This is a genomic window from Dyella halodurans (assembly GCF_026283925.1).
Classification (GTDB): Bacteria; Pseudomonadota; Gammaproteobacteria; order Xanthomonadales; family Rhodanobacteraceae; genus Dyella; species Dyella halodurans.
On record NZ_JAPDPF010000001.1, the window covers coordinates 697,740 to 715,116 of the forward strand.

The window sequence follows — 17,377 nt, forward strand, 5'->3', positions numbered from 1 at the left end:
CAGCCGCCGCTGGCCAAATGAAAACGCCGGCCACGGGGCCGGCGTTTTCGGGTAGCGCTAGCGCTGCTTACTGGCCGCGCATGCGACCGGCGAAACGCGGACCATGGTCGCCCATGTTCGGCAGCTTGATCTTGCCGATGGCCGTGATGCGCTCTTCTGCCAGGCGATCGGCGGCCTTGTAGGTCGGCACGCCTTCGCTCTTGGAGATCTCGAAGATGCGGCCCAGGTTGTAGTAGATCGTGCGCATCATGCGCATCGCACGCTCGCGGTTGTAGCCGTCGATTTCCAGCGACACGTTCATCACGCCGCCGGCGTTGACCGCATAGTCCGGCGCGTACAGCACGCCGCGACGCTGCAGTTCGTCACCGATGGCGTCGGTGGCCAGCTGGTTGTTGGCCGCGCCGCAGATGATCTTGGCCTTGATGCGGTCGATGGTCTGCTCATTGAGCGTGCCGCCCAGGGCGCACGGCGAGTACACGTCGGCGTCGACGTCGTAGATCTCGTCCAGGCCCACGGCTTCGCAGCCCAGCTCGTCGACGCAGCGCTGCACCGCATCCTTGTTGATGTCAGTGACGAACACCTTGGCGCCCTGTTCGCGCAGCAGCTTGATGAACTCGCTGCCGACGTGGCCGCAGCCCTGCACGGCGTAGCTGTACTTGCCCACGTCTTCGTTGCCGTGCTTGACCTGCAGCGCGGCCATCAGGCCCTGCAGCGTGCCGAACGCGGTGAACGGCGACGGGTCGCCCGAACCGCCATGCACCTGGTGCACGCCGGTCACGTATTCGGTTTCACGGAACACGTATTCCATGTCGTTGACGTCGATGCCGACGTCTTCGGCGGTGATGTAGCGGCCGTTGAGCGAGTTGACGAAGCGGCCGAACGCGCGGAACAGCGCCTCGGACTTGTCCTTGCTCGGGTCGCCGATGATCACGGCCTTGCCACCGCCCAGGTTCAGGCCGGCCACGGCGTTCTTGTAAGTCATGCCGCGCGACAGGCGCAGCACGTCGTTCACCGCGTCCTGCTCGCTCTTGTACGGCCACATGCGCAGGCCGCCGAGCGCCGGGCCCAGCACCGTGTTGTGGATCGCAATGATGGCCTTCAGGCCGGCGTCCTTGTTATGGCAGAAGACGACTTCTTCGTGACCCGTGTTGGCGATGGTTTCGAAAATCATTGGAACGGTGACTCCAAGTTGAGTGCCCGGGGATGGCACGCTGGAATGGCGGCGGGAACGATGCAGCACGGACCCGCCAAGGCAGAAAACGCCTGAAACTCAATCGCCCCAGCAGAGCTGAGGCGATGAGGTTAGATCCCAATTGTAGTACGGGGCGTGGCAGGGCTGGTGCCGCGGCGCATCAAAGCGCTTGCGTATGGCCCCGTTGCGCGGCAACCGCTGGTCTTAGGTCGCCACGACCAGCCGGATGATCAGCCGGCGACCCATACGCCGACGTTGAGGTGCCAGCCGTCGTTGCGACGCTCATAGTGCGGATGCACGTAGTGGTAACCCGGGCGCTCGGCTTCCCAATGGCCGCGATGGGCAATGTACTGATGGCCATCCCAGTGCCAATAGCCGCGGGCCCAGACGTAACCATGACGCGGCGCCGGCTCGGCTTCGACCACTTCCACCGGTGGCGGCTGCGGGGCGATCACCTCGACGTACTCGCGCTGCACCACCGGCTCGCGTTCCACCACGACCGGGCGCGGACGGGCGGGCTGCTCGACGACACAGCCACTGGCCAGCAGGGTCAACGCCGTGAGGGCGACTAGACGAATCGACATAGTTGAGAGGCCTTATGTGAAGGAAAAGTGAGTGTTGTGGTGGAACAATGACGTCACTAGCTTAGGCTTACCTTTCTCAAACCAACTATTTCTCACGCGCTATTTTCTTAGCCGGCAAGGACTTGCGTTTCTTTTCCTCCGGCCTCCCCGTGCCAGTGCGCGACTGGCACGGCTATCTCGTTGATGTGGTTGGCGACCACGCGGTGGGCAGCGAGAGAGCGGCTGCACGGCCTCCTGATTCGCAACTTATTGCTTGCTCAGCGTCCCCAGTAACCCTGGTGCAGATGCCAGCCGTCGTGATGACGTTCCCAGCGGGCCTGGTGATAGACGTAGCCCGGGCGGACCGGCATCCAGTTGCCGCCGATCCACACATGACGCTGACCTTCCCAGCGCCAATAGCCGGGAGCCCAGACAAAGCCCGCGCGCGGCGGCGGAATCACTTCGTATTGCGGCGCCGGGGGAGCCACGTTGATCCCGATGTCCACGGCGACACCCGCCGCTGCCGTCGGAGCGTAGGCCGCAGCCGCGCTGGCGATACCCAGGGCAGCGAGCAGGGCGAGTTGGCGGGTAGTGCGCAGCATGGACGGTCTCCTTGTGGTCGCCGCACCGCGCGGCTTTAGGGCGGAAAACGAGCGCATTCACTCCGTGTTGACCGGATTTAGCTGCCTTGTTCAGGTTCGCGCAGGCTGAATGTCGGCGGCTGTTCATGAAACTTCGCTTGAAAAAGAACGAACGGTCGTGCTATTTATTCGCGCTATGAGCGCTATCCCGACCACCAAGCGTGCCGCCACCCGCGAACTGATTCTTGAGCATGCCTATGAGCTGGCCCGTCGAGAGGGGCTGGAAGGCCTGTCCATCGGCTCGTTGGCCCAAGGCGTGGGCATGTCCAAGAGCGGCGTGTTCGCCCATTTCGGCTCACGCGAAGATTTGCAGCTGGCCGTGCTGGAAGCAGGGCAGTTGCGCTTCCTGCAGCGGGTGAAGTGGCCCGCGCTGAAGTTGCCGCGAGGCCTGCCACGCTTGCGCGCGATCGTGTCCCACTGGATCGATTGGTCGTGCGAGTACGCGAGTGGTTGTGTCCTGCTCACGGCGGTCAGCGAATACGACGGTCGCGAAGGTCCGCTGCACGACGCCGTCACTCGCCAGCAATCCGGCTGGCGCCAGGAAATGTGCCGCGCGATCAACCATGCCAAGGAGAATGGCGAGTTGAGCGAGGACACCGACCCGGCCCAACTCGCCTTCGAAATCTACGCACTCATCCTGGGCCTGCATCACGACGCGGGCCTGTTCGGATTTGAACAAGCCCGACAGCACACGCAGGCTGGCTTCGAGCGTTTGCTTGTCAGTTACCGTCCTGCCCCTGACCGGAGGGCCGCGCCATGACTCGTACCACTACCGCCGCCAAACGTCATCACGGCGCCGACGCGCTCAAGCTCAAGGCCGTGCGCGCCGGCTTCGCCCTTGGCAGCCGGCTCGCACCTGCGCGTGCGGTGAAGCGCGCGGCGCAGCTTTTCGTCACGCCGTTCAGCAGCAGTCGGACGCGCGCACAGCATGCGCAGCCCGATGCGGACATGGCTTATGTTGAGCTGGATATCGTCGGCCAGCGCATTGCCACCTATGTCTGGGGCGATCCCAGGCGCCAGCCGTATGCCTTGCTGGTGCACGGGTGGTCCAGTTTCGGCTTGCGCTATTTGCCGTGGGTGAAGTCGTTGCGGGCACTGGGTTATGCCGTGGTGGCGTTCGACCAGCCAGGCCATGGCAAGAGCAGCGGGCGCTATTGCTCGCTACCGGATTTCATCGACACCGTGCGCGAGGTCGGCAAGCACTTTGGCGACGCCGCGCTGACCATCGCCCATTCGCTGGGTGGCACCGCGGCCACGCTGGCGCAAGGCGAGGCATGGCATGCGCAGAAGCTCATCCTGATCGCGCCCGCGGCGGATCCGGTGGATGCCACGCGCCGCTTCACCCGCTTTGTTCATCTCGGCGGGCATCTCAATGGGCGCCTGCACGATCGCCTGGAGATGATGTCCGGCGTCAACATCCATGACCTGCAGGTGCATCGTCATTTGCCTGCGCTGGGCCAGCCGGCCTTGATCGTGCACGACATGGATGACCACGACGTGCCCTGGGCCGAAGGCGAGCGCTACGCACGCTACTGGCGCGGCGCGCGCCTGCTCACCACGCAGGGGCTGGGCCACCGCGACGTGCTTGACGCGCCGGAAGTGATCGAGGCCTCGCTGGCGTTCTTGCGTGGCGAAGTGGTGGGTGAGCGCGTGGTGTCGTCGCCGAATTTGCCGTTTGGTGATAGCTGAGCCGTTTGGCTCGACGCCCGCTCTTGCGTCGCCGAGCGATCGTCATCCCGTCGCCTCACCGTCACCCCGCCACCTCACCGTCATCCGCTCACCTCGCCGTCACCCCCTCACCTCGCCGTCATCCCCGCGAAAGCGGGGATCCAGCGTCTTTAAGCTTTTAGATTCGATTGACGGCAAAGGCACTGGATCCCCGCTTTCGCGGGGATGACGGTGGGAAAGTCCAGACACCCTCGACATCGATACCCTCGCGGATGGCCCCCCCCTTTGCGCGCTGCAACGCAGCTCAAAACCGTTGAAAATCAGGGTCTCCGCGGAAAGAAGGGGGCAACACCCCGCGCCGCAACATGTTCCGAACGTAACCATCTACTAAAATCGGCGGATACGTCGCACTGCAGTCCCGGAGTCCCCATGAGTTCCCCCGCCCAGCACGTTCCCGTCAGCGCCGCCCAGGCGGAGACCCGCCCACTGCGCTTCGTCACGGCAGCCAGCCTGTTCGACGGCCACGACGCGGCCATCAACATCATGCGTCGCATCATCCAGTCGCAAGGCGCCGAGGTGATCCATCTCGGGCATAACCGCTCGGTGGAAGACGTGGTGCGCGCCGCACTGCAGGAAGACGCCGACGCCATCGCGCTGTCGTCCTACCAGGGCGGCCATGTCGAGTACTTCAAGTACATGGTCGACATGCTGAAGGAGCACGGCGCCGCGCATATCCGCGTGTTTGGCGGCGGTGGCGGCACCATTACGCCGGAGGAGATCCGCGAGCTGCAGGCCTATGGCGTGGAGCGCATCTACCACCCGAACGACGGCATGAAGCTCGGTCTCACCGAGATGATCGAAGACGTCATGCAGCGCACGCGTGCGGCGGCGACCCAGCGTGCCAAGCTGGAGCAGGCCACCACGGTGGTGCCGCTGGTCGACATCGACGACGAGATTTCCATCGGCCACATGCTCTCCGCGATCGAGGAAAGTGAGTTGCCGGAAGCGGAGCTGGAGCACCTGCGCAAGCAGTGGAAGATGGCCGGCAAGCAGACGCCGGTGCTCGGCGTGACCGGTACCGGTGGCGCGGGCAAGTCGTCGGTGGTGGACGAACTGCTGCTGCGCTTCCTGCACGCGTTCCCGCATATGCGCATCGCCGTGCTCGCAGTGGACCCCACGCGTCGCCGCAGCGGCGGCGCCTTGCTGGGCGATCGCATTCGCATGAATTCGCTGCGCAGCCATCGCGTCTACATGCGCTCCATGGCCACGCGCCGCCAGCATGCCGCCACCAGCGCGGTGCTGCACGACTGCATCGATTTCCTCAAGGCGCAGCCGTACGACCTGATCATCGTGGAAACCGCGGGCATCGGCCAGAGCGATTCGGAAATCGTCGACCTGGTGGATTTCCCCACCTATGTGATGACCAGCGACTACGGCGCGGCCAGCCAGCTCGAGAAGATCGACATGCTCGACTTCGCCGAGCTGGTGGTGCTCAACAAGTTCGACAAGCGCGGCGCTGAAGACGCCTTGCGCGACGTGCGCAAGCAGTGGAAGCGCAACCGCACTGCGTTCAAGCTCACCGACGAGCAGGTGCCGGTCTTCCCGACCATCGCCAGCCAGTTCAACGATCCGGGCGTCACCTGGATGTTCTCCAACCTGTGCCGCCTGCTGCGCGAGAAGCTCAGCCTGCCGGCCGAGAAGTGGACGCCGAAGCTCGACACCACCTTGAAGGAGCCGCGCGCCACCGTGCTGATTCCCGGCAGCCGCGTGCGCTATCTCGCCGAGATCGCCGAGCAGGGCCGTGGCATCAACAAGGAAATCGAGCACGAAGCCGAGTTCGCCAGCAAGGCGCAGCATTACTACGAGTCGCTGAAGGATCTGGGCGACGACAAGCTGCCACGCGCCCTGGCTCGCTACGAGTCCGCCGTGCTGCACGAGGAGGGCGCCGACCGCACCCTGCTGACCTTGCGCCAACGCTATAACGAGGCGCTGAAGGAACTCAGCCACGAAGCCATCCACCTGCTGCACGAGTGGCCCGCGCGCTACAAGTCGGTGACCGACGAGGTCAACGAGTACAAGGTGCGCGACAAGGTGATCCGGGTGGAGAATTACCGCGTATCGCTCAGCTACCAGAAGGTGCCGAAGGTATCGCCGCCCAGGACCAAGGACTGGGGCGACCTGTTGCGCTTCCTGATGCGCGAGAACCTGCCCGGCCACTACCCGTACACCGGTGGCGTGTATCCGTACCGGCGTACCGGCGAAGATCCCACCCGCATGTTCGCAGGCGAGGGCACGCCCGAGCGCACCAATCGCCGCTTCCATTACCTGAGCCAGGGCGGTGCGGCCACGCGCCTGTCCACCGCGTTCGACTCGGTCACGCTGTATGGCGAAGACCCGGCACCGCGTCCGGACATCTACGGCAAGATCGGCAACTCCGGCGTCAACATCGCCTCGCTCGACGATATGAAGAAGCTGTACTCCGGCTTCGATCTCAGCGCGCCAACCAGTTCGGTGTCGATGACCATCAACGGTCCGGCGCCGATCATCCTGGCGATGTTCATGAACACCGCGATCGACCAGAACGTGGAGAAATACCTCAAGGCCGATCCCACCCGTTGGGCTGCGGCCGAGAAGCACATCACCGAGCTGTACCCTCACGGCCAGCGTCCGGCGTATTCCGGCGAGCTGCCCAAGGGCAATGACGGCCTCGGCCTCGGCCTGCTTGGCGTCACCGGCAACCAGCTGGTGGATGCCGAGACCTATGCGCGCATCAAGCAGGAGACCCTGCAGAGCGTGCGCGGCACCGTGCAGGCGGACATCCTGAAGGAAGACCAGGCGCAGAACACCTGCATCTTCTCGACGGAATTCGCACTGCGCATGATGGGCGACATCCAGCAGTACTTCGTCGACCACAAGGTACGCAATTTCTACTCGGTCTCCATCTCTGGCTATCACATCGCCGAAGCCGGCGCGAACCCGATCAGCCAGCTCGCCTTTACCTTGAGCAACGGCTTCACCATCGTCGAGTACTACCTCGCGCGCGGGATGAACATCGACGACTTCGCGCCGAACCTGTCGTTCTTCTTCTCCAACGGCATGGACCCGGAATACACCGTGATTGGCCGCGTGGCCCGCCGCATCTGGGCGCGCGCCATGCGTGAGCGCTACGGCGCCAGCGCACGCAGCCAGATGATGAAGTACCACATCCAGACTTCCGGCCGTTCGTTGCACGCGCAGGAGATCCAGTTCAACGACATCCGTACCACCTTGCAGGCCTTGTACGCGCTGTTCGACAACTGCAACAGCCTGCACACGAATGCGTACGACGAAGCCATCACCACGCCGACCGAGGAAAGCGTGCGCCGCGCCGTGGCGATCCAGATGATCATCAACAAGGAACTGGGCCTCAACTTCAACGAGAATCCCTGGCAGGGCAGCTACATCGTTGATGCGCTCACCGACATCGTCGAGGAAGCCGTGTACAAGGAGTTCGACGCGATCAGCGAGCGCGGTGGCGTGCTTGGCGCGATGGACACCATGTACCAGCGCGGCAAGATCCAGGAAGAGTCGATGTTCTATGAGCACAAGAAGCACGACGGCAGCCTGCCGCTGATCGGCGTGAACACCTTCCTGCCCAAGGACCACGGCGGCGAGATCGCCACCGAGATCGAACTGATCCGTTCGACCGAAGGCGAGAAAGGCCAGCAGATCGACAACGTGCTGGCCTTCGGCAAGGCCCGCAACGGCATGGCGCCGGACAGCCTGAAGATCCTGCAGAACACCGCACGCGACCGGAAGAACGTGTTCGAGCAGCTGATGGAAGCGGTGAAGTACAACTCGCTCGGCCAGATCAGCCACGCGCTGTACGACGTGGGTGGTGAGTACCGTCGCAATATGTGATGGCCGTGAGGCGCCATCCATGGATGGCGCCTCACTGGGATCCGGCTCAAAGCCTCCGCGACCGGCAGGTACTTGCCATGTCCACTCCTACCCGTCATCCCCGCGAAGGCGGGGATCCAGTGCCTTTAAGGCTCCGCTCCACGGTCACCAAGTCCAAGTCGCTGGATCCCAGCTTTCGCTGGGATGACGGTGAGGGGAGGTAGAGAGCAATTCGCCCCGATTCGCCCTCAAGCCGCCGGGCGCGACAGCGGCAAGGCCACCACAAAGCAATTGCCGGCCTCACGGGTCGAAACGCAACGCGCCGTGCCGCCATGGTGCTCCGCAATCTGGCGAACCAGGGACAAGCCCAAACCGGCGCCTACGCCATAGGTGGTTCCCGGGCGGCGATAGAACGGCTCGAACAAGCGATCGACGTCGCCGCCTTCAAGTAGTTCGCCGGCGTCGCGCACTTCGATGGTCGCCAGGCGCTGGGCTTCGGACACCCGCAGCTCGATCGGCGGCTTGCCGTGTCGCTGCGCGTTCTCCAGCAGGTTGCGGATCAGCCGGCGTAACAGGCGCGGATCGCCGCGCACGCCCACCGGGTCGCCGGAAAGCACGACGTCGTCGAAGCGGGCTGCTTCTTCTGCGGCCAGGGCCAGCACGTCGATCTCTTCGCTCACCTGCCCATCCGAAATCGCATCGAGTCGACTGGCGAGCAGGATCTCGTCGATCAGCGCATCCAGTTCGTCGATGTCCTGATCCAGTCCGGCGCGCCGCTGAGGGTCGATGGTGCCCTTCATCAGTTCGGCGGCCATGCGGATACGCGCCAGTGGCGTGCGCAGTTCGTGCGACGCGTTGGCGAGCAGGGTCTTGTGTGCGCTGACCAGTTTCTCGATGCGTTCGCTGGCCTGATTGAAGCTGAGTGCGAGCCTGGCCACCTCGTCCTCGCCTTCCACCGCCACGCGGACCGATAAATCACCTGCTCCGAGCGCTTCGACCCCCTGCTGCAGTCGTTCCAGCCGGCGCGAAAGGCGCCGCACGATGGGAAAGGCGCCAGCGCCTATCGCGAGCGCGAGCATGAGGAAGACCAGCATGACGGCGAGCATAGAATGGCCCGCAGGCATGCGCATGCCTGCGGCGATACTGAGGTGCCATGCCGCGCCCGCAATCAGTGCGAAGGCCACCAGGCTGCCGAGCAGGGCGAGATAGAAGCGGATATACAGGCGCACGCCGTCAGTCCTGCGCCCGGGCAAAGACATAACCCGCGCCGCGCACGGTGATGATGCGTCGAGGCCGCTTGGGGTCATCCTCGATCAGCGCGCGAATACGCGAGATATGCACGTCGATGGAACGGTCGAACGCTTCGATGTGCTCGCCCTTCAGCAGGTCCATCAAGCTGTCGCGCGACAGCACGCGCCCACTGTGCGTGGCCAGCGCCACCAGCAGGGCGAACTGATACGAGGTGAGGCTGCGCAGCTCACCGTCGACATAGAGGGCACGCGCATCGCGATCGATTTCCAGGCGCCCGAAGCGCAGCAGCTGCTCCGGCGCCGCGCCGCCGCGCCGCCGCATGATCGAGCGGAGCCGGGCCAGCAGTTCCCTGGGCTCGAACGGCTTGGGCAGGTAGTCGTCGGCCCCTAGCTCCAGACCCACGATGCGATCCATCGGTTCGCCGCGTGCGGTCAGCATCAGCACGGGCAGGTCGGAGCGGCTGCGCACGCGGCGACACACATCGAGCCCGTCCATGTCGGGCAGCATCAGGTCCAGCACCATGGCCTGATAGTGTGCCGTGGCCAGGCGCTGCAACGCATCGGCGCCCGAGGCCGCTGCCGTCACGCGAAAGCCCGCCTGGCCCAGGTAGTCCTGGAGCATCTCCGCCAGACGGGCGTCGTCTTCCACCAGCAGCAAGTGCTCAGCCATATGGCCTGGCACTGTAGGAGCTCCCGGGCGCAAACGCGAGGCCGCTCACCGGCTCAATGCTCGGCGTGATGCTGGGCCATGGCATCGCGCGCCTGCTTGCGCTGCGCCGGCGTCAGGGCCTCGGCTACATCGGCCAGGTGGTCGACGAGCCGCTTGGAGACCACGTCCATCTCGCGGATTTTGGCGGCGCGCATGCGCTCGAGTGCCGAGCGATCGACGGTGTTCGCGGTGAGCAGGGTCATGATTTCGTCGTGCCCGGCGCCCAGTTGCGCGTGGAAGTCACCGAAATCGGTGGCGGTCTGCTTCATCAGCGGGTCGAGCTTGGCTTTTTGCGCATCCGTGACGTTGAGCGTGCTGTACAGGTGCTGGCTCATGGCCTCGGCGGAGTGGCCTGGCGCCATGCCGGCGTGCGGGTGGTCGGGTGGCGTGGTGCCTGCCGGCGATGTCTGGCCAAGGGCGCTGATGCCCAGGCTGAGGGCGGCCGCTGCCAGCAACGCGAGTGCCCACGATTTAGCGGCAGCGCCATTCGAACGGCGTGCACTTTCCGGAATAAGAGTGTTCATGGTGAATCTTCTGTCGACGAAGCACATGCTCCGGATGCAATGTGCTGCGCGCTGGTAAATGGCGTTTTTCGGCTTTGTAAAGTTTTATGAAGAAGGCTGGGCGACGGAGGCGCCGCGCTTCCCATGGAGTCACAGCAGTCGTCCAAACGACAAAGCCCGCCTCGGTGAGAGGCGGGCTTCGTCTGTCGAGAGCCGCGATCCCGGCCGTATGATCCGGCCTCAGCTTCAGGACGCGCTGGAATTAATGCGTCAGGGCAATATCGACAATGAGGCCGGTGGCGATCGCCGTCAGCACGAGCTGGCCATCGTCGCTACGCACCCAGCGATAGCCCGGATCGGGGCGGCGGACGTGATAACGCTCGTAATCGGTGACGTAATACTCGTGCGAGTAATAACGATCGGGCATGCGCTCGCCACGTCGATAGGCCTGCTTTTCCCAACCCTTGTGTTCACCGTTGTCGTGGTGCCCCTCGTCCCGGTAGTCGCGGTCGTGGCCGTGATCGTCGCGATCATGGCCATGATCGTCGCGATCGTCGCGGTCGTGATGATCGCGATCATCATCGTGGTGTTGGTCATGGTAGCGACCATCGTCCTGCGGGGACGCATACGTAGCTGCACTGCCAGCAAGCAGGGCGGCCGTCACGACGTAGATAAACAAGCGCTTCATCAATCCTCCAGAGTCAAAGTGACCAAGGCGGATGAACGCATCCGCCATCTCAAGAAAAACACTGCCACCCTACAAAGACGACGCGCCAAGCTCGAGGGCAAGGTCCGGTCGGGTGCTGCGAATGTGGCAACGATGGCACAACTGGCAGCCCGCAACAGCACAAACTCGCGCCTGGCTCGTAAATAGTAATGGACCCGTTCAGCCAGCGATTTCCCGCCGGAAGCCGGGTTCGAGCAAGCCGGGTCGATTTTGCGATGGAGCGCACAAAAGCGCAGACCTCAGCGCCGTTGCGCCAGCACCCCATCCAGTGCCAGCTGCGCCTTGAAGCCCGCTTTCTCCAGGCGCTTCGCCACTTCGCGCGGGACATCGCGGTCGCTGGTGAGCTTGTTGGGGCTGCCGGTGTAGTGGAACAGGCGTCCGCCGCGGCGGAGCACGCGCGCGAGCTGGTCGTAGAACACCTGTGAGTAGAGCTCGCCGGCAATGCCGAAGCGCGGTGGATCGTGTAGCAGGGCGTCCACCGAGCCGTTGGCTACTTGCGTGATCGCCTGCGATACGTCGGCGTGGGCGAGCCGCAGGCGGCCACCATGGGCAGGCTCGTCCGGATCCGGTGACCACGGGTTGAGCGTGCGCAGCCACAACACGTCAGGGTTCTTCTCGAACGACTGGATACTCGCCACGCCGGCTTCCAGACAGCAGGCCGCGAAGTAGCCCAGGCCGCCACAGGTATCCAGCAGCACCTTGCCGCGCGGCTCGACCAAGGCCACCTTGCGGCGCGCGTCCTCGAACGGCGATTCCTTCGACGTGGGCAGCATCTTGATGCCGTCGATCTCGAAGGTGGGTGCGCCCCATTCGGTGGGCACCAGCTTGATAAGCGAGCCGGAAAATCGCGATACCGGCGCAAACTCGTCGCCGTCCCAGTAATAAATCGTGCGGTCTTTCAGCTTGTGCGGATAGGTGTAGCGCTGGCCTTTCCATTCCCACGCATCCGTCTGCAAGACCGCGCTGCCTTGTGAGCGGCCCAGGTCCAGCGAGCCGGTCCATACGCCCGCGCTGGCGTCGCGCGCAGCGAGCAGGGTCTCGCCGATGGGGCGCGTGAGCAGGGGGCCGGAATAATGCGACAAGACGGGTAATCTCCTGGAGTGAGCGTGCGCCGCTATCCGTGTCAGCGGGATCGAAACGGGCTCGGCGGGCATTGCCCCGCGAATGGGCTGGCGCGAGTGGCACGTATTGGGCGAACGCGCACCGTCGAAGGATATCGGTGCGCCCGCAAGGGCGCAAAGACCAGCTTCGACGGGCAGCGTCCCCGCCACCGAGGTGGCGGGTAGTGCCGGCGCCGTGCGACGAGGTCAGGCCGCCAGGCGCTTGCGCAGGTTTTGCGCAAAGCGCTCGGCCGCTTCCTGGCGACCCTCGAAATGTAGGCAAGGTTCGATCATTTCCAGCTCCATCAGCAGGAAACGGCCCTGCACGATCACGCCGTCCACGCGTGCATAGGCGGCATCGGCATGGCCTAGCGCTGCCGCTGCTGCCAGGACTCGCTTGGCGCTGGCGACCAGCGCTGCATCGGGCTCGATCGCCTGCGTGGTGCCGCCGAATTCGCTCTGCACGCGGTAGTCGCCCGTGGCCGGCCGCTTGATCACCGCGTGGCTGAATTCGCCATCGAAGAACAGCAGCGACCACTCCCCATCGCTTACGACCTCGGGCACGAACGGCTGCACCAGGTAATCGAACTCCGCCGGGAGCTGGGCGACAATCTGCCTGACCATTGCGTCATCGCTGTTGCCGCGAGCGGTGTGGCGGGCCGTGCCACTGACGGTCGGCTTGACCACGACTTGCCGCGCCGGCATGGCTGCCAGCGTTGGCAGCAACTGGCTGGCCGGCACCATCTGGGTGGGAATGATCTCGACGCCCTGCGTCGCCAGTTCCAGCAGATAGCGCTTGTCGCTGTTCCAGCGCAGCAGTGCCTTGTTGTTGATGGTCGGCACCGGCAGCTGATCCAGCCATCGCCTGAAGGCTGGGTAGTGCTTGAAGTAGTCCCAGGTCGTACGGATCAGCACCGCGTCGAATGGCGACCAGTCCACCTCGGGGTCGTTCCAGACGCAGGCGGTCGGTTCGATGCCCAGGCTTTGGAGCGTTGCCGCGAGATGAGCGTCGTCGGGATGTATGTCCGGAATGATCACGGACGTGGCAATGGCGAGTCGATGGATGGGGGAAGCGGACATGGCGAAACCTCCTGTCGTGGAGGGCGCCCTTGTCAGAGATCCCAGCCGAGCGTGGCGGATTGACTCCGTCGCAGCACCCCTCGGCATGGGCCGCGCGACGACCAGCGTGCGCGCAGTCGGAAGCATCAGATATCAATGCATGGATAGTCTGTCCGAGCGGTTGCTACCCGTCAATCTTGAACGACTCGTGTCTCCAGCAGGCGCACGATAGCCAGCGAGATATCGCCTTGGGTGACGCCCGGCATGGCCGTTGCCTACGCTGCGCAGAACCACTCAGGCTCGCATGCCGAGTCGTCATGCGAGCCCGACCGCGCGCGTCAACAGGAACAGGCCGGCGGCGACGACAACCGCTCCGATGACTCGCGCCACGCGCCTACCGTCGGGTGTCAGCCGTTCGGCGGTAATCATTGCCGTCACCAGCGCCATCGCACGCCAGTCCATCACGCCGACCACCAGCAGGATCACTGTCAGGCCCGCACAACAGATGATGCAGTGGAGGCCGAGATGCAGGCCATGCCGCCAGGCCGTCGCCGCATCGGCCGCCAGCGAATCGCCGCATGCCTTCGTCGTCCGGCAGTGAGCAAGGTGATGCGCCTTCCACGCCGTGAACTGCAGCGCGCCGGCGATCAGGACCACGACGCTGGCCGCCATCGGTGCGCCGCGCGCCAGTACTGGCCACTGCATCGCGATGGCGGCCAAGGCGACGCCCAGCGCAAAGGCGACCAGGCCGACCACGCTCCATGCGACAAAGTATCCCGTGCCCAGCAGGACGCTTAGCCGTCCCAACCGCGCGTGGCCCAGCCTGGCCAGCGCCTGGCGGTAATACCAAATCACTGGCACCAGGGACGGCAGCATCATCGCCACCATCATCATGATCCACATGCCGAGGAACGACGCCGCGACGCCTGGCCAGGTCTGCCCAGGCATGCGCATCCACGTCATCGACAGGTTCCAGCCGCCAGGCATGGGCATCTCGCCCATCGCTGACATGGATCGGCAGCGGCCGATGGTCAGCACGGCGCTGGCGGCAAAGAGCAGGGCTGAGCCGCCGATGAAATTGCGCTGGGAGGCTCGCGCGCAGGCGATGCCGCGCGAGGCTTGTCGTTCCCTGCTGACGTCGACGGCGTTCATGACGCGGCTCGATGCTCGCCGTATTCGTCATGCCGGCGCCACCACACACCTTGCTCGTTGCGCCCCAGCGGTGCGCGGTCAAGCCACTGGTACATGCCCCACAGGCCATCCAGTCCGCGCGCATAGGTGGAATAGGTGTGGTAGACGACGCCATCGTCGAGCACGAAGGCGCTCACGCCTGGCCGGTCGCGCGTATAGGTGGCCACGTCGGTGCCGGTCATGGCCGCCATCTGGGCGACGGGTCCTTCCTCGCCGCGCAATTGCCACTCTTGTACGGTCTTCCCTGCGAGCGGCTCCTGAGTCGGCGCCACCGCTTCGCGACGGTAGTTGTATTCGATGCCGGTCTTCTGCTGTTGCTCCTCGGTGAAGCCGACGTTGAAATCGAAGTTGAAGTCGCCACCGCGCGTGGACGCCCACGGGAAGGTCCAACCCATCCGGCGCTTGTAGGCCTGGAGCTTGGCCAGCGATGCCCGCGACACGGCCGCCAGGGTGACGTCGTGGTTCGCCAGGTGCACGGCGAAGCCGTCGAAGCCGTCCGCGATCGACGAGCAGGACGGGCATCCCGCGGTGTAGTCCGGTCCGAACATGAAGTGATAGACGAGCAGCTGCGAGCGTCCCTGGAACAGGTCGGTCAGGGAGGCGATGCCTTTATCGGTATCGAAGCGATACGCCTTGTCGACCCGGACCCAGGGCAGCTCCTGGCGTCGCTGCGCCAGCTCGTCGCTGTGCCGCGTCAGCGCTTTCTCCGCCTCGAGCAAGTCGAGTCGCGCCGCCAGCCATTCTTCACGTGTTCCCGTCTTGTGCATGGTCATCGTCGTGTCCTCCGTCAGGTGTGCCTGGTCGCACGCAAGCGCGTCGTTACGACGTGCTGATGGGTGCTCGTGAGGTAGATTAGGCGCGGGTATCGGAGGGTGGGAGTGACAAGTGTGGCGGGATTCCGATGGACTCTCTGATCACGGCGGCAGCGCGTTCACTCGCGGCGGGTGACCCGCTGGGCGCGCTGAACCTGGTCGCCTTGCGCGACGATGCGGCTGCGCTTGCGCTGCGCGGTATCGCGATGGCACAGCTCGGCGACTTCGTGCGGGCCAAGGCGCTGGTGCGACGAGCAGCGCGCGCCTTCGGTGCCAGGGAAGCCGTGGCCCGCGCGCGATGTGTGGTCGCCGAGGCCGAGATCGCACTCGTCTCGCGCGATCTCGGCTGGCCTGCCAAGGCGCTCGATGCGGCGCGGGCGACGCTCGAAGCGCATGGCGATCGGGTGAACGCGGCGCATGCGCGCTATCTCGGCGTCAGGCGCCTGTTGTTGATCGGGCGTCTCGACGAGGCCGAACGCACGCTCGCCGAGTTCGACCCGAGCTTGCTCCCGCCCGCCTTGAGAGCCGCCCACGAATTGGTTGTCGCCGGGATCGCCATGCGGCGGCTGCACACGAAGACCGCGCATGCCGCCCTGGTCCAGGCTGCGCATGCGGCACGCAATGCAGGTATTCCCGCGCTCGTGGCGGAAGTCGAAAGCGCGTCCCTGCTATTGAGTACGCCAGCGGCACGCCTGCTGGCGGGCGGCGAGCAACGCCAGCTCCTGCTCGACGAGGTAGAGGCGTTGCGGGCGTCGAAGGCGCTGGTCGTGGATGCCTGCCGTTATCTTGTGCGCGACGCCGGCACCGTGGTCTCGCTGGCGCGGCGCCCGGTGTTGTTCGCGCTGGCGCGCGCGCTGGGCGAGGCGTGGCCTGCCGACGTGCCGCGCGACACGCTCATCGCGCTGGCGTTCAGGGCCAGGCGACCCGATGAATCGCACCGTGCGCGCTTGCGCGTTGAGATCGGCCGGCTGCGCACGCTGCTGCACGCGCAGGCCGATGTCAGCGCCACGCAGCGAGGCTATGCGCTCGCTCCACGCCACGCGCGCGAGGTGGTGGTGCTGACCTGGCTCGTCGAAGAGCAGCATGCGGCGGTGCTCGCGTCTCTTGCCGACGGTGAGTCGTGGTCGAGCTCGGCGCTGGCGCTTGCACTGGGCATCAGTCAGCGTACGGTGCAGCGCATCCTCGATGCGCTGGCAGTGGCTGGCAAGGTGCAGTCGTTTGGTCGGGGCCGTGCGCGTCGCTGGATGACCCCGCCCGTGCCGGGATTCACGACGATCTTGTTACTCCCCGCACCGCTACCGGGCGACTAGGATGGACGCATGAACAAATCAGCCGCTGACATCATTCGTGAATACGGTCCCTTTCCGGGTGTCGACTTCGTCCATGGTGTGTCGTTTGACGGCCAGCACGTCTGGTTTGCGTCGGGCGGCAAATTGAACGCCATCGACCCCGCCAGCGGGAGCACGGTGCGTACCATCGATGTCGCGGCACATGCCGGAACGGCCTTCGATGGCGAGCACCTGTTCCAGCTCGCCGAGGATCGCATCCAGAAGATCGACCCGAACACCGGCCGTGTCCTCGCCACCATCCCGGCGCCCGGTGGCGGCGCGGACTCGGGGCTTGCCTGGGCCGAAGGATCGCTATGGGTAGGTCAGTACCGGGCGCGCAAGATCCATCAGATCGATCCCCAGACCGGAGCGACGCTGCGCACGATCGAGTCCAACCGTTTCGTCACCGGCGTCACCTGGGTCGATGGCGAGCTTTGGCACGGCACTTGGGAAGGTGACGAGAGTGAATTGAGGCGCATCGATCCTGATACGGGAGAAGTGCTGGAAAAAGTCGCCATGCCACCTGGCGTCGGCGTGTCGGGGCTCGAGTCCGACGGCGGCGATCAGTTCTTCTGCGGCGGGGGCGCGAGCGGGAAGTTGAGGGCTGTGCGCCGACCCAAACGGATGTCCGCGGCAGGGCGCAAGTAACCCCGCGGAAGATTTGAACGAGTGACTGCAAGTCATCCTTCGGCTATTGAGAGCCGTGAGGATGACGGCAGCAGGACGAAGTCTCGTCGACGGAGGCGGACGCGTTA

Annotated in this window: 16 protein-coding genes and 1 riboswitch; of the genes, 5 read left to right on the forward strand and 11 right to left on the reverse strand. The window is 64.9% G+C overall.

The genetic code is table 11. The annotated features are described in order from the left end of the window. Positions 1 to 67: 67 nt before the first annotated feature. From OUZ49_RS03075 to OUZ49_RS03085, 3 genes are all read right to left on the reverse strand, one after another. Positions 68 to 1,171, reverse strand: a complete 1,104-nt coding sequence (locus tag OUZ49_RS03075; RefSeq protein ID WP_266148467.1) for a Glu/Leu/Phe/Val dehydrogenase dimerization domain-containing protein — start codon at positions 1,169 to 1,171, stop codon at positions 68 to 70. 251 nt (positions 1,172 to 1,422) lie between these two features. Beyond that, entirely contained in the window at positions 1,423 to 1,776 is a 354-nt protein-coding gene (locus OUZ49_RS03080) for a hypothetical protein (RefSeq protein ID WP_266148468.1), read from the reverse strand. Between the two features lie 257 nt (positions 1,777 to 2,033). Then, complete coding sequence (locus tag OUZ49_RS03085; protein WP_266148469.1) at positions 2,034 to 2,357, reverse strand: hypothetical protein; 324 nt, start codon at positions 2,355 to 2,357, stop codon at positions 2,034 to 2,036. Positions 2,358 to 2,532: 175 nt separating this feature from the next. Here OUZ49_RS03085 and OUZ49_RS03090 point away from each other — a divergent pair, with 175 nt between their 5' ends. The 3 genes from OUZ49_RS03090 (at position 2,533) to OUZ49_RS03100 (ending at position 7,964) form a co-directional block, all read left to right on the forward strand. Then, a complete protein-coding gene (locus tag OUZ49_RS03090; RefSeq protein WP_266148470.1) occupies positions 2,533 to 3,156 on the forward strand; it encodes a TetR/AcrR family transcriptional regulator in 624 nt (207 codons plus the stop codon). Next, entirely contained in the window at positions 3,153 to 4,085 is a 933-nt protein-coding gene (locus OUZ49_RS03095) for an alpha/beta hydrolase (protein ID WP_266148471.1), read from the forward strand. Before OUZ49_RS03090 ends, OUZ49_RS03095 begins: the two co-directional genes overlap by 4 nt. Before the next feature lie 408 nt (positions 4,086 to 4,493). Beyond that, positions 4,494 to 7,964: a methylmalonyl-CoA mutase family protein gene (locus OUZ49_RS03100; RefSeq protein WP_266148472.1), complete on the forward strand. Its 3,471-nt coding sequence runs from the start codon at positions 4,494 to 4,496 to the stop codon at positions 7,962 to 7,964. Positions 7,965 to 8,191: 227 nt separating this feature from the next. Here OUZ49_RS03100 and OUZ49_RS03105 read toward each other — a convergent pair whose 3' ends face one another. From OUZ49_RS03105 to OUZ49_RS03140, 8 genes are all read right to left on the reverse strand, one after another. Continuing rightward, positions 8,192 to 9,172 (reverse strand): sensor histidine kinase, encoded by a 981-nt coding sequence (locus OUZ49_RS03105; protein ID WP_266148473.1) that lies wholly within the window; start codon positions 9,170 to 9,172, stop codon positions 8,192 to 8,194. A 4-nt stretch (positions 9,173 to 9,176) separates the two neighbouring features. Further along, positions 9,177 to 9,863, reverse strand: coding sequence for a response regulator (locus tag OUZ49_RS03110; RefSeq protein WP_266148474.1), 687 nt, complete (start codon positions 9,861 to 9,863; stop codon positions 9,177 to 9,179). A gap of 53 nt (positions 9,864 to 9,916) precedes the next feature. Beyond that, positions 9,917 to 10,426 (reverse strand): Spy/CpxP family protein refolding chaperone, encoded by a 510-nt coding sequence (locus OUZ49_RS03115; RefSeq protein WP_266148475.1) that lies wholly within the window; start codon positions 10,424 to 10,426, stop codon positions 9,917 to 9,919. A gap of 241 nt (positions 10,427 to 10,667) precedes the next feature. Further along, positions 10,668 to 11,093: an RcnB family protein gene (locus OUZ49_RS03120; protein ID WP_266148476.1), complete on the reverse strand. Its 426-nt coding sequence runs from the start codon at positions 11,091 to 11,093 to the stop codon at positions 10,668 to 10,670. 278 nt (positions 11,094 to 11,371) lie between these two features. Further along, positions 11,372 to 12,214: a class I SAM-dependent methyltransferase gene (locus OUZ49_RS03125; protein WP_266148477.1), complete on the reverse strand. Its 843-nt coding sequence runs from the start codon at positions 12,212 to 12,214 to the stop codon at positions 11,372 to 11,374. Positions 12,215 to 12,439: 225 nt separating this feature from the next. Next, entirely contained in the window at positions 12,440 to 13,312 is an 873-nt protein-coding gene (locus OUZ49_RS03130) for an ATP-grasp domain-containing protein (protein ID WP_266148478.1), read from the reverse strand. Positions 13,313 to 13,326: 14 nt separating this feature from the next. After that, positions 13,327 to 13,400: riboswitch (S-adenosyl-L-homocysteine riboswitch) on the reverse strand. A 206-nt stretch (positions 13,401 to 13,606) separates the two neighbouring features. After that, the gene (locus OUZ49_RS03135; RefSeq protein WP_266148479.1) at positions 13,607 to 14,443 is read right to left on the reverse strand and encodes a DUF2182 domain-containing protein; all 837 of its coding nucleotides are present in this window, start codon (positions 14,441 to 14,443) and stop codon (positions 13,607 to 13,609) included. Next, on the reverse strand, positions 14,440 to 15,255 hold the full coding sequence (locus tag OUZ49_RS03140) for a DUF899 domain-containing protein (RefSeq protein WP_266148480.1): 816 nt from the start codon (positions 15,253 to 15,255) through the stop codon (positions 14,440 to 14,442). The genes OUZ49_RS03135 and OUZ49_RS03140 overlap by 4 nt, the downstream gene beginning before the upstream one ends. Before the next feature lie 128 nt (positions 15,256 to 15,383). Here OUZ49_RS03140 and OUZ49_RS03145 point away from each other — a divergent pair, with 128 nt between their 5' ends. Next, positions 15,384 to 16,604: a helix-turn-helix domain-containing protein gene (locus OUZ49_RS03145; protein WP_266148481.1), complete on the forward strand. Its 1,221-nt coding sequence runs from the start codon at positions 15,384 to 15,386 to the stop codon at positions 16,602 to 16,604. Between the two features lie 9 nt (positions 16,605 to 16,613). After that, positions 16,614 to 17,270, forward strand: coding sequence for a Vgb family protein (locus OUZ49_RS03150; RefSeq protein ID WP_266148482.1), 657 nt, complete (start codon positions 16,614 to 16,616; stop codon positions 17,268 to 17,270). Positions 17,271 to 17,377 lie beyond the last annotated feature (107 nt).

Coding starts and splice junctions, on each gene's coding strand:
- OUZ49_RS03075 (WP_266148467.1), bottom strand. CDS start 1,171: ATGATTTTCGAAACCATCGCCAACACGGGTCACGAAGAAGTCGTCTTC.
- OUZ49_RS03080 (WP_266148468.1), bottom strand. CDS start 1,776: ATGTCGATTCGTCTAGTCGCCCTCACGGCGTTGACCCTGCTGGCCAGT.
- OUZ49_RS03085 (WP_266148469.1), bottom strand. CDS start 2,357: ATGCTGCGCACTACCCGCCAACTCGCCCTGCTCGCTGCCCTGGGTATC.
- OUZ49_RS03090 (WP_266148470.1), top strand. CDS start 2,533: ATGAGCGCTATCCCGACCACCAAGCGTGCCGCCACCCGCGAACTGATT.
- OUZ49_RS03095 (WP_266148471.1), top strand. CDS start 3,153: ATGACTCGTACCACTACCGCCGCCAAACGTCATCACGGCGCCGACGCG.
- OUZ49_RS03100 (WP_266148472.1), top strand. CDS start 4,494: ATGAGTTCCCCCGCCCAGCACGTTCCCGTCAGCGCCGCCCAGGCGGAG.
- OUZ49_RS03110 (WP_266148474.1), bottom strand. CDS start 9,863: ATGGCTGAGCACTTGCTGCTGGTGGAAGACGACGCCCGTCTGGCGGAG.
- OUZ49_RS03115 (WP_266148475.1), bottom strand. CDS start 10,426: ATGAACACTCTTATTCCGGAAAGTGCACGCCGTTCGAATGGCGCTGCC.
- OUZ49_RS03120 (WP_266148476.1), bottom strand. CDS start 11,093: ATGAAGCGCTTGTTTATCTACGTCGTGACGGCCGCCCTGCTTGCTGGC.
- OUZ49_RS03130 (WP_266148478.1), bottom strand. CDS start 13,312: ATGTCCGCTTCCCCCATCCATCGACTCGCCATTGCCACGTCCGTGATC.
- OUZ49_RS03135 (WP_266148479.1), bottom strand. CDS start 14,443: ATGAACGCCGTCGACGTCAGCAGGGAACGACAAGCCTCGCGCGGCATC.
- OUZ49_RS03140 (WP_266148480.1), bottom strand. CDS start 15,255: ATGACCATGCACAAGACGGGAACACGTGAAGAATGGCTGGCGGCGCGA.
- OUZ49_RS03145 (WP_266148481.1), top strand. CDS start 15,384: ATGGACTCTCTGATCACGGCGGCAGCGCGTTCACTCGCGGCGGGTGAC.
- OUZ49_RS03150 (WP_266148482.1), top strand. CDS start 16,614: ATGAACAAATCAGCCGCTGACATCATTCGTGAATACGGTCCCTTTCCG.